Raw genomic sequence first — 15,023 nt, 5'->3', positions numbered from 1 at the left:
GGGCAGTGGCAGAACTTAAAATACCAAAGCGGCTGACTACCGCACTAGTGAATTCGTTGACAGCTGGCGTTGTGCCACGAATCGGACTGGAGCAGATTGCTGTTGGTCGGAAGTCTGAAGTGGACGCGATCTTGCGGGATATGGACAACATTGCGGAAGGCGGGGCAGCTTTTAAGCTGATTACAGGAAGGTATGGAAGCGGAAAAAGTTTTCTGTTACAGATGATTCGTAACTATGCGATGGATCGGGAATTTGTTGTGGCGGACGCCGACTTGTCACCTGAGCGCAGACTGGTGGGAACCAAAGGTCAGGGGCTTGCAACATACCGTGAGCTGATGACTCGTCTGTCTACTCGTACACGTCCGGATGGCGGGGCACTGGAACCGATTTTGCAAAAATGGATCGCTGGTCTTCAGCAGCAAGCGATGCAAAGTCAGGGCTTGCGCCCGGATGATCCTGCTCTTCCTGCTGAAGTCGAGAAGCAAATCTATGCGGTGACGAACGAAATGCAGAATATGGTGCATGGATTCGATTTTGCCAAGGTGCTGGCTTCGTACTGGAACGGCTATAAATTGGCGGATGATGACCGCAAACAGGCGGCTCTGCGCTGGTTGAGAGGCGAATTTGCAACCAAGACGGAAGCAAAGAAAGAGTTGGCTGTCGGCGTCATCATTGATGATGATAACTGGTATGACTACTTCAAATTATGGTCCGAATTTACGGCACGGATCGGTTACAAAGGACTGCTGTTGTTCATAGATGAAGCGGTGAATCTGTACAAAATTACAAACAGCATATCCCGGCAAAGCAACTACGAGAAGCTGCTTACCATGTTCAATGATACGATGCAGGGTAAAGCAGAACACCTGGGTATCTTTGTAGGCGGCACACCACAATTTGTGGAAGATGAAAGACGCGGACTCTTCAGTTATGAAGCACTTCGTTCGAGACTCATTGATGGCCGCTATGCGGCAAGAGAATATGCGAATTACACCGGACCGATCCTGAAACTTTCGATGTTGTCCCATGAAGAGATTTTGATTCTGTTGCAGAAGCTACGTCAGATACATGCCCTGCATTTTGGATATAGTGTTAGTCTAACAGACGAGGATTTAGTTGATTTTATGCAAACAGCGGTCAACCGGCTCGGCGCGGATGAGTTACTGACCACGCGTGAAGTGGTACGGGACTTCATGGATGTGCTGCACACGCTCCATCAGAATCCTGAAGTGGCCTATGTTCAATTACTTGGTGAGCGAGCAGTCAAACCGCAGGAAGCAGGAAAAGGAACGGATTCTTCATCATCTGCTGATGATTTGGATGATTTTCTGGCGGAGTTTGAATTATGAGTGAGAACCCTTTCTATCGACTGGCCCCTTTTGTACAGGAATTTATTTATAAAAAAAGATGGGAATCACTTCGGCCTGCCCAGATTGAAGCTTGTAATATTTGTTTTCATACCCCACATCATATGCTGATTGCGGCAGGTACAGCCTCCGGCAAGACGGAGGCGGCTTTTTTTCCTGCACTGACCGAGCTGCATGAACGTCCCTCCAAATCCGTGGGCATCTTGTACATCGGGCCACTTAAGGCACTGATTAATGACCAATTCGAGCGACTAAAGGACCTACTGTCAGAGGGCAATATTCCGGTATGGCACTGGCATGGAGATGTGCCTCAGGCAGAGAAAACACGTCTCATGCGAAGTCCATCCGGTGTGCTTCAGATTACGCCTGAATCGCTCGAAGGTCTGTTGATGAATCGTCCCAATGCCATCCCGGCGCTATTTCATGATCTGCGATATGTCATCATTGACGAGGTTCATGCATTCATGGGAGCGGATCGAGGCATTCAGGTATTGAGTGAGCTGGCGCGAATTGAACGTATGGCTGGATGTAAACCGAGAAGAGTGGGATTATCTGCGACACTAAGTGATTATGATGCTGCTACAGCCTGGCTCGCTGCTGGAACTAATCAGGGGGTGGATGTGGTTTCTTCCCCCGGTGGTCGCAAGCTGCGTTTGCGGGTGGAGCATTTTTCGTTTCCGGATGCACGGGATGAAGAACAGGCGGAACATCTGCATAACGCACGTAAAGTCTATTACGACTTCATATATGAGAGTACACATCGCAAAAAAGCTTTGATATTCACCAATAGTCGGACGGATGCCGAAGTCACTATACTTGAGATGCGGCGTGTCGCCGCACGGAGACAGGAGCGGGACGTATTCCATGTTCATCATGGGAGCATTTCCGCCATGTTGAGAGAAGAGACCGAAGCCGCCTTACGAACCGGATCAGGGCCAGCAGTAGCTGCGGCTACCGTAACGTTGGAACTGGGGATTGACCTGGGTGAACTGGAGCGAGTTGTGCAGCTTGGAGCACCTTATAGTGCATCGAGCTTTGTTCAGCGCCTTGGACGGTCAGGCAGGCGTGAGGATATGGCTTCCGAGATGCTATTTGTATGTCCGGAAGAAGAGGATGAGGAAGCTCAATTTCCTGCTCGGATGCCATGGACACTCATGCGGGCTATTGCTGTTATTGAATTGTATGTAAAGACCAAGTGGGTTGAACCACTTGAGGCCCGGAAGATGCCGATGGGTGTGCTCTATCATCAGACTATGAGCATACTGAAAAGCATGGGGGAGGCTGAACCCAAAGAATTGGCTGAGGCCATGCTTTCGCTCGCACCATTCAAGGAGATTCGTGCAGATCAATATCAGATTTTTCTAAATTATCTGATTGAGACTGATCATCTGCAATGGACAGAAGATCGGACTTTAATCATCGGGCTTACGGGTGAGAAAACCGTCAATAACTATCGCTTTTATGCGGTGTTCAAAGATGATGAAGAGCACAAAGTGCTGAACGGTTCCGAGGAGATCGGGTCGATTACAACCGTGCCGCCTCCTGGATACTGTTTCTCTCTTGCCGGGAAACTGTGGAAAGTGGAAGAGGTCGATCACAAGCATAAATCTGTGTATGTGAAGGCAGCCAAAGGAAAAGTGGATACGTTATGGCTGGGTGCGGGTGGGGACATTCATACGACGGTCGTCCAGAAAATGCGTGAAGTACTGTCCGACACGGTGATATATCCGTATCTGTCTCCGCAAGCGGTAAATCGATTGGAACGCGCCCGTCGACTTGCACGTGAAAGTGGGTTGCTGAAACAGGTTGTCATTCCAGCTGGAGGAGATTCCTTGTATGTATTACCTTGGGTGGGAAGCAAGTCTTTCCGCACACTGGAACGTTTAATGAAGCACAATTTGTCTGACAAACTTGCCTTGCGATCTGTTGTACCTATGGAGCCTTATTATTTTGTCGTGTCAGGCAAAGTGGATGGTCGCACACTTTTGGCCGAGATCATGAGTGAATGTCGAACAGCGGAAGACGCATCTGCGTTACTTTCAGAAGATGAAGCACCGTATCTTGGTAAATACGATGAATTTGTGGCTCCTCCTTTGATCCGAGAGGCCTTTGCAGTGGATGGATTGGATTTAAATGGTCTCAAAGAAGGATTGCAGCAAACGTTAACATGGGATTCTTCATCTATAAAATGACGTAATAACGTATGTCTTTTGTTTTTAATTTGAATTAAAAAAATTTAAATTGTGAATCAGGGTTGACACCACCTCACCTGCCATGTAATATATGAAAAGTCGTCACACACGAATCGCAAACAACAAATGCATATTTCATTTCGTATAACCTCGCAGGCCGAAAGTGTACACAGGGCGAGGGTCTCTACGGGAAGCCTATACTTCCTAACTACGATGCCAGGAATCATTGTATTCCTTGCTCGTAGTTAGGATTTTTGCATTTGGATGGTGTCTGTGACCTTGGCATGGATCAAACATGCGGACGCATTTTTCGATCATCAGGAGGTTTATCTACAATGAAATATTATCTGTCCGTTCTCGCAGGAGCGATGAGCTATGGCATATTATCCACAATTGTGGTTCTGGCTTACGGCGAAGGGTACAAACTTGGAGAGGTCGTGGGCACACAGCTGATCACGGGCTTCATCCTTTCCTGGATGCTGGCATTATACTCGAAGTTTAGAATGAAACGGAAATCACAGGCAGATGGAAAAACATCAGCAACCGTGGCAAAAGCATTCCAGAAATTAACGTGGAAGCAACGTTTGATATTGATGGCTGCAGGGACGCCGACGGTGATTACCGGTCTTGTCTATTATCAGTCTTTACGATACATTCCCGCGTCACTTGCCATTATTCTTTTGTTCCAATTTACGTGGATTAGCGTATTGATTCAGGCCGTGAGCAAACGTCAGCGTCCTGACAAAGTAACGTTCCTGACTTTGATTATCCTGTTTGGCGGAACATTGCTGGCAGCAGGTTTCCTGGAACAGGGACTCGGAGAGTTTAACGGCTTGGGCATAGCGCTTGGCTTAATGGCGGCTGTAAGTTACTCCCTGTTTGTAATGTTCAGTGGTAAAGCGGTTCCATCAGCACATCCGGCTTTTCGCAGTGCATGGATGGTGACCGGAGGTCTGGTCTTGCTGTGTATCCTGTTCCCGCCGACGTTCCTGTTTAACGGATTGATTTGGAGCCAGCTGCTTGTCTTCGGATTGTTGCTTGGCTTCTTCGGAGCTTTTATCCCACCAGTACTGTTCGCAGTAGGTGTGCCTCATATTGGGGGCGACATGGCCGGAATTCTTGGTGCAGTTGAGCTCCCAATCGCGGTGCTGCTCTCAGCCATTGTGCTTCACGAGCATGTGAGCCCATTGCAATGGATCGGGGTTATTGTGGTGCTAATTGGTGTAGCGCTACCAGAGATTTATAAGTTGCGGATGAGACGAAGTCGAAATACACCTCTATATTCCTGAGTGGAATTAGATAGAATGATAAAGACAAGAACTATAGCTGAAAGAGCCTGAGGGATTCAGGCTCTTTTTTGATGAATATATTTATTGGGCTAAGTGACGTCCCATCGATATGGCCCATTCGAGTCATTTTCAATTTTAACCGGATGGGGTATGCTGAAGAAGAGTTGCAATAGAATGGGAACATAGACAGAGGAGCGTTGAGATGAAAAGCTGGATTAGCAAAACCTGGCCTTGGCTTACGCTGGGAATTACTGTAGTTGTGCTGCTTGGATCTTTTATGGTGTATTTTATGGGCAAGGACATGTCCCCAGGCTCGGGAAGTGCCGTAACGGCCAAAGCCGAGACGCCGGAGGACTTGAAGGGATATGAAGTTGTTAATGTTAACGTAAGCAATGACGGTTTTGAACCTGATGTTATTGAAGTTAAATCCGGAGTCCCTACCAAAATCAACTTTATTCTTACCCGGCAGGTCACACACGTTAAATCGGTGGCATCAAGTAAGCTTGGCATGGATATGTACATGCAAAAGGGTGATAATTACTACACCTTGGACAAAGATCTCCAGCCTGGGGAATATGAAATTCACTGTGGCATGTACATGATTTACGGAACGGTTAAGGTCATATAGTGGACAGGAGCAAAGATTCTTCAATTGAATCTTTGCTCCTCTTTTGTGTGCGTGATATCATGGACTAGTGATCAATTTCATCTGGAGGTGGCCAAATATGAAAGCGCTATTTATTGGAGGAACAGGTACCATCAGTACAGCAATTACCGATCAGCTTGCGAAGCAAGGCTGTGAACTTTATTTGATCAACCGGGGTAATCAAAATGATAATTTGCCTGCGCAAATCAAAGTGCTGCAAGCCGATATTAACGATGAAGCGCGGGTTGCGGAGCTGATTGCCGACCTGGAGTTCGATGTTGTCGCAGACTTTATCGCGTTTGTACCTTCCCAGCTGGAGAGAGATTACCGTTTGTTCAAAGACAAAACGAAGCAATTTATATTTATCAGTTCGGCATCTGCCTACCAGACACCACTTGCTGATTATCGGATCACGGAAGGTACGCCTTTATCCAATCCGTATTGGGAATATTCGCGCAACAAAATTGCATGTGAAGACTATTTGATGAAACAGTATCGTGAAGAAGGATTTCCGGTAACCATTGTGCGTCCAAGCCATACGTATAGTGAACGTTCTGTACCTCTCGGTGTACACGGGGCAGAGGGAAGCTGGCAGGTCCTCAAGCGCATACGTGAAAATAAACCCGTACTCATTCATGGAGATGGTACATCTCTCTGGACCATAACGCATAACAGTGATTTTGCCAAAGGATTTATTGGCCTTATGGGCAATATTCACGCCATTGGTGAATCGGTACATATTACCTCGGACGAGTCAGTAACCTGGAATCAGATCTATGAGATTATTGCAGGAGTGCTTGGTGTCAAGCTTCATGCGGTTCATGTATCTTCCGAGTTTTTGGCGGCGTGCAGTGATCAGGATCTTCGAGGCGGTCTGCTGGGAGACAAGGCGAATACGGTTGTATTTGATAACAGTAAGCTAAAAAGGCTTGTTCCAGAATTTGTGGCAACGATCAGGGCCGATCAAGGAATCCGGAGCACCATAGAATATATTCTTGCACATCCTGAATTGCAGACCGAAGATCCCGAATTTGATGCATGGTGTGACAAGGTGGTTGGAGTATTGGATGAAGCGTTGCTGAAAATTAGAGATGAGAAGTGAGGCGAGCATATGTCCCAAACCGGGCATCGACTGGTAAAGGAAATCACCAAAACCGTCACTTTGGACTATTTACTGCACATTCCCGAGACGGAGGAACCGCTTGCTGCGGACCAGAAATGGCCTGTCATTTTGTTTCTTCATGGTTCTGGAGAACGTGGAAATGATCTGGAAAAGCTTAAAGCACACGGGGTTCCGCTTATTGCCGATCAGGACAAAAGTTTCCCGTTTATCGTGATTTCACCGCAATGTCCTGTGGACGAATTTTGGGGTATGCATCGCGAAGCTGTTATGGCTCTTCTGGAACATGTTTTGGAAAACGAAGCTGCTGACCCGAACCGGGTGTATCTTACAGGTCTGAGTATGGGCGGGTATGGTGCTTGGGATCTGCCACTGTTTTACCCCAATACATTTGCTGCATTGGCTCCTGTATGTGGGGGAGCAGACCCTTCCAAAGCGGAAGAACTGCATAATATACCGATCTGGGCATTCCATGGTGCCAAGGATGACATCGTTTATGTTACGGAATCCGAGAAAATTGTTCATGCGCTTGAAGCGTTGAACGCGGATGTGAAGCTGACGATATATCCTGAAGGTAATCATGATGCTTGGACCGAAACGTATGACAACCCGGAATTGTACAAGTGGTTTCTCAGCCATACGTTATAATCAATCAATCGTTCGTAATTGACAATATTCAGCATTATTAAGTATTTACTTTCGTTATTCGAATCGTTATAATCAAGAAAAAATGACACTTGTTAGGGGAGGCACCCCAACAGAGGACTTTGTTCCTTTGTTGGGGTGCCTCCTTTTTTTGTGTGCAGAAAAGGAGAGCAGACGTTGAAGAAATCTGAGAAGCGTATTAAAAAACAGGCCGAGCAGCTTACCAAAGTGGTACTTGCATTTGCTCTGCTGTCACCCCAAGCCTTGCTGGTCGAATGGGGTTCAACGGCCATTATGGCTGAAGCTGTGGAAACCATCAGTATTGTATCCGATACTTCCAGCATGAAGGCTGTTCAATCCTCCAAGGTGAAAGTGGAGATGAATAGTGATGGCAAATATAGAATTGTGTTGCTTCCTAATACAAACGTATTCTACGGTGGCGATACCGGGAATGTATCCACCATTATTGATCATAACGGAACACCCGTTAATTTTAAGTCGCTGCCCCTTAATTATTATCGAATCAATAATAATGTAATCGAAATGTCCAGGCAGAAAGACAACGTAGAGTATATTTTGCGCGTGTCCATCGTTAATGCCACATCTCAGGGCGGTTATATGAAGGTGGAGCTGGAGGCTGTTAACCGCAGCGGCTCTACGCTGAATCTGGGAGGTACGTTCTATTGGGATACGATGGTGAATGGCAACGATGCTTCTCCGTTTGAAGTGATTGAGAACGGCTGGCGCAATTACAGTGGAGGTGTTCAGGTAACTGCTTTTTATGCCAACACGTATAACGTTGTGGACGCAGATCGCATTTTCATGGGGCAGTACAATAGCCCGGACAATGCGCAGCTGATAGGTGGTTCTTCTCCATCTTCCTTTACGCCAGGGCAGACCGTTACCGCAACGGATACTGCTGCGCAGTTTTGGTGGAACGGCAAAGCAACCGCGAACCAGGCTTCACGCAAATTTTCGACGATTGTGGGGATTGGTCCCAAAAATGCACCGCCTTCATTTGCACTATCGGCACCGTCTTCGGGCCAGACCTATTACAAAGGAGAACAGCTTCAAATATCCGGTACAACCCGGGATACGGATGTGGGAGATCTTCTGACTGTCAAATGGTCAATCGACGGAGGCTCCGAAAACATGTTGACACAGATGACGGCTACAGGTTCCAATCAGTCGTTTAACACGAATTACACATTGCCAGACACGCTCGCAGATGGCGTACATACGTTGCAGGTGTGGGTAATGGATGACAAGGGAGGGGTCTCCTCTGCGAGCACTGTCAACTTCACGGTGAAAAGTTTCGTTGTTCCGGGAACACCGTCATTTACATCTGTTAACAATAATAATCTGACGGTCAACTGGGACAAAAAGGCGAATGATGCTTCCGTGACGTATGAACTGAAAAATGTAACGACGAATCAAACCTTTGATACGGGTACAACAAATAGTCGGCAGGTGACCGGGCTTACACCGAATACTCAATATTCTTTTGCTGTGCGCGCTAAAAATACAGTGGGTTCGTATACGGGGTATTCAAGTCCAGCTAGCAAATTTACACTAGCCAATGCACCAAGCGATGCAGCTGTGAGCCAGTCAGGTAACTCCGTTACGGCTAGTTGGAACAACAATGGCAATCCTGCGGGAACGAGTTACAAAACGGAAATACGTAACTCCGTCGGACAAGTGCTTGCATCGGGTACAACTTCATCAACTCGGACTGAACTTGCGTTAACTGGACTTGCAGACGGATTATATAACGTATATGTAGCAGCACTGAATGGAGAAGGCATACAGACTGCATTTACCTCTGCAGGTCAGATCACAAAGGACACAACCGGTCCCACTGCTCCCTCGATAGCAGTAAATCCTTCTTCTTGGACCAAGGAAGATGTCCTGGTTACGATTACAGCAGGCTCGGATGCCTTAAGTGGTGTACAGAAGACTGAGTACAAGCTGGGGATTGGGGGAGAATGGAAGGAATACACTGCTCCCATTACGGTTGCTTCTGAAGGAAACACACTCATTATTGCACGCAGCATAGATGCATTTGGCAATACAGGACAGGAGGCTTCTGTTACAGCACGAGTGGACCGTACAGCTCCGACACCTCCCGTCATCTCGTTAAATCCGACGGAGTGGACCCATTCGGCAGTAACAGTGACGTTAACGGCAGGTACGGATGAAGCAAGTGGAGTGGGTCTTACGCAATATAGACTTGGAGTTGAAGGAACTTGGGTCGATTATCGAGAGCCATTTACCATCAATACCGAAGGAATCACCGAGATTCAGGCGCGAAGTGTGGATCGGGCCTCTAATGTCAGTGCGTCAACTTCAGCCAATGCCCGGATTGACAAGACAGGACCTGATGAGCCAAAGATTACACTCAGTGCTGATGAATGGACGAATCAGGATGTATCCTTTGAAATAACCAGCGGTGAAGATACAGGCAGTGGACTTGCCAAAAGCCAATATCGTCTAAACGAACAAGGCCCCTGGAAAGATTACACTGGAGAAGTGAAGGTTACCGAAGAAGGACAAACCACAGTATATGCGCGCTCGCTTGACAGGGTAGGGAATGTAAGTACTGTTACAAAAGCACTCATTCGACTGGATAAGACTGCTCCAACAGAGCCGGTTATTACATTAAGTCAGTCTGGCTGGAGCAAGGAAGCTATACAATTTACGATTGCTGGCAGCGTAGATGAACATGCCATTTCGTATGAATATAGTTTGAATGGGGCCCCGTATATTGTAGGAAACTCAGGTACAGTGAGTTCAAACGGTCCCAACGTAATTCGAGCCAGAGCGAGAGACGCTGTCGGAAACGTTAGCAAGGAGGTCAGTCGTACGGCTTATGTCGATCAGGTTGCTCCAACGATTACATTTACACCGAATGGACAAGGCTGGATTGACACTAATATATCTGCTACCGTTCAATATGAAGATTCTGATTCGGGTATCAATGAGAATTCGCGATTGTACAGTGTGACCAACAGTACCGCATCGCCAGACAACTGGAATGAAGCCCGCTCGAATGAGCCTGTAATTTCAATTGAATCCGAAGGCATTTGGTATATCCATGCCAAAACAATAGATATGGCAGGGAATACATATGAGACCGTATCAGCACCTTATCAGATCCAGCGCAAGCCACAGCAGCCGGGAAATGCGAGCGTTACACAGATCAGTGAGACTTCGGCAGAACTTACGTGGGATCTGCCCACAGGAGAATGGTATACCGACGGGTATCAGTATGAAATCATAAACCATACGACAGGCCAGTCCTGGACACTGGATTATCCTAAACATACGCTCATTGATCACTCCCTAAGTGGTGGGCAAGTCTATGATTACGAAGTGAGAGTTCGAAACCATACTGGCATAAGTGATGCAGTATCTGTCCGTGCACTGACAATCCCCGCGGCACCGGGATCATTACAAGTTCGAAAAGTCGATTCCCAGCCTGAGCTGGCAGAAGTACATTTCGATTCGGTTCAAGGTGCTACTGCGTACCGTATCACGGCTGCAACTTCGGATGGAAGTATTGTATTTGACCAGACGATCTCCGATTCTTCCAATATTCCGTACATGACCAATCTGGTCCCGGGGAGCATTCATACGATTTCGGTCACAGCACTGAATGAGAGTGGTACGGGAGAAAGCAGCAGGGTGGGATTCCTGACATTGCCTGCAGCACCTGGTGAATTTGCGGCAGTGCAGATTCGGGAGCATGAGATCTCTCTGGGATGGGAGACGGTAACTTCAGTTACGTATTACAGCCTTTCACGCAGTGGAGCTGGAGTCTACGAAGGATTGGAAACGGAGTATGTGGACGCAGGTCTGGATAGTGGAACAGAGTATAGCTATGAATTGCTAGCCGCAAACGAGACAGGAGAAGGTCCGGTAACAAGTTTGCAGAAGCTGCTGACATTGCCGGGGGCCATTGAAAGCTTGAGTATAGATAATGCTACAACAACGAGCATGCATCTCAGTTGGGATCCTGTAAGAGGCGCGGAGCGATACGAAGTCTTTGTGAATGGGGAGAAGCGGGGGACGCTGCTTGCTGGAACTCATGAATATCTGCTAACGGGATTGACTGCAGGAACGTTGGTTCAGGTGGACGTTCAGGCAGGCAATGGAAGTGGACAAGGTCAATCCAATCAAGTATCTGGAACGACGCTTCCCGAGAGTCCTTCAGGTCTTCACTTTGTTCAACCGACTGAAACTGGAGCAACACTCAGATGGGATGCAGTCCCCGGCGCGACGAAGTACCGGGTCGTTCTTGAGGGGCAGAGTTATGAGATTTCAGATACACAGATTGAAGTCCATCAGTTATCAGGCAGCCGCCACTATACGTATCAGGTGGAGGCCGGAAATGCTGCTGGTTATGGTGCACCCACAAGCGGTGAACTGCTTACTTTGCCAACCAGACCTAAAGGGCTCAAAGTAACACGTACGGATGAAACGAGTATTGGGGTGGAATGGGAATCTGTAAATACAGCCGAATCCTATATTGTTAGTATCAATGGGACGGAAGTGGGGCGAACTTCGGGACTTGCCTATACGGCTAAAGAATTGTTGCCAGGTATGGAGTATTTAGTGGAAGTACAGGCCGTGAACACGTCTGGAGTCGGTCAGTCCGCCAGCTTGATTCGATTATCCAAACCGACCGCCCCTTCAGAAATCGTTGTTGAACCAGGAGTACATAAAGCCACCTTGTCATGGGATTCGGTAGCAGGTGCCTCGGAGTATGTAATTCAGCAGGGGAACAAAGAGATTTACCGTGGAACAGAGCTGACGACCTTTATTTCAGGACTTGAGGATGGAACGATGCATCATTACATACTTGTTGCAGTGAACAGACAAGGGACCCCATCCGAAGCGACGGGTATATCCATACTTACATTGCCTGAGAAGCCAGTTGAGATTAAGGCAACGGAAGTGTCGGAAAACAGTCTTAGTCTGGATTTTACCAAAACAGGGGTAAAGGGTGCAGACGAATACATCATTGAACGCAATGGGCGAGAGATTGCTCGCATGGATGCGAGTGAAACCCGATTCGTAGATGAGGATTTGTCGCCCGGCACGAAATATACGTACAAGATCCGGGCGGTTAATGCAAGTGGTTCGGGTGCTTCCCTTGTCTATGGAATAACAACTCAAACTCTGCCACTATCACCAGATGGAATTACAGTGATCAAGGGAACGCACACGTTTGATCTGGCGTGGGAAGCAGTAAAGGGAGCAGCCGCATATGAAATTCGCAATCAGACAACGGGGGGAGTTCAGACTGTGTCCGAACCATTGGTCCATCTCGCCAGTTTATTGGATGGCACAACGTATGCGTTTGAACTTACAGTTATGAATGAGGATGGTCACCGCTCTTCTCCTATTCAGGTTCTTTTGTTGACCAAACCCATATCCCCACAAACAGCAAGTATTGCTGCAGTAACCGATCAATCGGCAACGCTGGATCTGAGTGGCAGCGCCACACGAGGCACAGAACAATTGATCATTTTGCGAGATGGTATTGAAATTGACCGTATTCCGGCTGACAGTATCTCTTATGAAGACAAGGACTTGACGCCGGGAGAGAGATACACTTATACGGTTAAGACTTCGAATGCTTCCGGCGATAGCGATACGGGATTTGATGTTCAATTGCGTACGCTGCCTGCAACAATTACGGAAACGCTGCATCCAGACGTGATTGAAGAGACGGAGGCAGTGATTAAGTGGACAAAGGTTCAAGGTGCAGAGGGTTACATTGTAATGATAGCGGCTGACGAATTCACAATCATTACAGAGAGTGATTTGACTGAGGTTACCCTTAAGGGGCTAGTCAGTGCAGCCCAATATGATCAAGTACAGATCGTTCCTTATAATACAGCGGGTAATGGAATTCCAATGGTCGTTGCTCCATTTTTCACGCTGCCTCATGTCGATTCTATTGAGATGAAGCTATATCCGGAGACGGATCATGCCAGACTGGAGTGGGATTTTCCTTACCTCAACGAAACGTTTGTGGTTCTAATGGATGGTATTGAGCTGTATAGAGGCAGACAAAAAGAGTATATCGTAAAGGAACTTCAGGGCGGAACGAACTACTCCATTGAACTGTATACCGAGAACGAGCAGGGGGATACATCACATAAGCTTAATTATACGTTGTTGACCAAACCGGAAGCTCCCAAGGAAGTGGAATATCGTTCGACACAGGAGAGCATACAACTTCAGTTCGAAAAGAGCCATGTCAAGGGGGCTGAGCAATTCATCATTGAACGTGACGGTGCGGAGATTGGCCGAGTGTCTGTTGACGAGCCTTATTACGAGGACCAAAGGCTTGAGCCTGGTGTAAATTATGTCTATACCATCAAAACCGTAAATGCTTCCGGTAAGAGCAAGGGCGGTTTCAATATAACAGCAGTAACGCTGCCTGGCAAAATTCCTTCTCCACCTCAAGTGGAAGAACGCGCTCAGCATGGTGCAGATATTATGTGGGATATGATTCCTGGTGCAGCAGGCTATCGCATCTATCAGGAAGACGAGCTGATTGCGACAACAATGGAAACGTCGATTCATGTGACTGAATTGAAAAGTGCCCAGGTCTATTCCGACTTTTCTATTGTGCCTTTCAATGAGGCGGGAGACGGAAAGACAGTCGATGTACCCGAGTTCGAGACATTGCCTTCAGAAGAATTCACCGTTTCAGCGAACTCCAAGAGCACAAGCAGCATTGCATTGAGCTGGAAATTGGAATCTTTGAATGAAACGATCGTGCTTTCTAGTAGTGGGCGGGAGATCTATCGTGGAAAAGATCGAAGCTACATCTGGACAGGACTAACGGGCGGACAGCGCTATGATGTCATATTGTGGACTGAAAATTCAGCCGGGGAAAAAAGTGAAAGCCAGCAGGCCACTGCCGTGACTCTGCCATATCCACTTCCAAGCGGAAGTGGAGCTGGTTCACCTGCACCTTCCTCTAAACCGGAAGATGTTCAGTCGTCCGGATTGTCTCAACCTGAGCAAAATGACAAAGCGGAAACAACAGCCAAGAAAGAGGTTAAGTTCATTGATATTGGTCAAACATTCAATAAAGATCAGATTATATGGCTGGCAGAGCAAAACATCATTCAAGGTGTGAGTGAAACCCGCTTCGAACCCCGTCGTCCCATTACAAGAGCTGAGTTCACAGCACTTATTGTGCGATTAATGGGTCTGGATACATCTGCCGTTTATCAGCATGCTTTTCGGGATGTGAACGATCAGGATTGGTTTGCTCCTGAGATAGAAGCGGCCGTAAGTCTTGGTATGGTACATGGCATGGGTAAAGGTAAATTTGCTCCATATGCGCTGGTAACCCGGGAACAGGCATCGAAGATCATTGCGAATGTTATTCGCAAAATCAAGCCGGAACCCGCAACTTCACGTCGTGCTTTTACGGATCAGATGGATGTGTCCGATTGGGCCAAAGAAGAGGTTGAAGAGCTTGCTGGAATGTACATGCTTACCGGGTACGAAGACGGCAGTTTCCGACCCATGCAGCATCTGAGCAGATCTGAGGCCGCAGCCCTGATCTTCCGACTGAACAAACTGATCCGTATTATAGAAGAAGGTCAAACTATGGAGGAAGAGAACCGAACTATGGATGATAAAGGAACGAGTATTGATATAGACGGTAAGGCTAACACGTCAAAATCGGATTGAAAGACTTAGATTGAATCACATGGAAATTCATCATTTCATCAT

At 47.3% G+C, this 15,023-nt stretch carries 7 protein-coding genes; all 7 read left to right on the top strand.

Annotated features, from left to right (window positions below; genetic code table 11):
* Positions 1–5: 5 nt before the first annotated feature.
* Positions 6–1,349: an ATP-binding protein gene (locus CRO25_RS06840; protein ID WP_079694435.1), complete on the top strand. Its 1,344-nt coding sequence runs from the start codon at positions 6–8 to the stop codon at positions 1,347–1,349.
* Positions 1,346–3,559 carry a DEAD/DEAH box helicase gene (locus CRO25_RS06835; RefSeq protein ID WP_079694434.1) on the top strand — a complete coding sequence of 738 codons (2,214 nt, stop codon included), beginning with the start codon at positions 1,346–1,348 and terminating at the stop codon, positions 3,557–3,559. Before CRO25_RS06840 ends, CRO25_RS06835 begins: the two co-directional genes overlap by 4 nt.
* 335 nt (positions 3,560–3,894) lie before the next feature.
* Positions 3,895–4,848 (top strand): DMT family transporter, encoded by a 954-nt coding sequence (locus CRO25_RS06830; RefSeq protein WP_063563491.1) that lies wholly within the window; start codon positions 3,895–3,897, stop codon positions 4,846–4,848.
* Between the two features lie 202 nt (positions 4,849–5,050).
* Entirely contained in the window at positions 5,051–5,476 is a 426-nt protein-coding gene (locus CRO25_RS06825) for a cupredoxin domain-containing protein (RefSeq protein ID WP_063563492.1), read from the top strand.
* 97 nt (positions 5,477–5,573) lie between these two features.
* Complete coding sequence (locus CRO25_RS06820) at positions 5,574–6,596, top strand: SDR family oxidoreductase (protein ID WP_063563493.1); 1,023 nt, start codon at positions 5,574–5,576, stop codon at positions 6,594–6,596.
* A gap of 9 nt (positions 6,597–6,605) precedes the next feature.
* Positions 6,606–7,262, top strand: coding sequence for a prolyl oligopeptidase family serine peptidase (locus tag CRO25_RS06815; RefSeq protein WP_063563494.1), 657 nt, complete (start codon positions 6,606–6,608; stop codon positions 7,260–7,262).
* 174 nt (positions 7,263–7,436) lie between these two features.
* A complete protein-coding gene (locus CRO25_RS06810; RefSeq protein ID WP_079694433.1) occupies positions 7,437–14,981 on the top strand; it encodes a fibronectin type III domain-containing protein in 7,545 nt (2,514 codons plus the stop codon).
* Positions 14,982–15,023 lie beyond the last annotated feature (42 nt).

The sequence above is a fragment of the Paenibacillus sp. RU5M genome, from assembly GCF_900221055.1.
Classification (GTDB): Bacteria; Bacillota; Bacilli; order Paenibacillales; family Paenibacillaceae; genus Paenibacillus; species Paenibacillus marchantiae.
The sequence above is the reverse complement of the archived record's forward strand: the minus strand, read 5'-3'. Positions and strand labels throughout refer to the sequence as shown.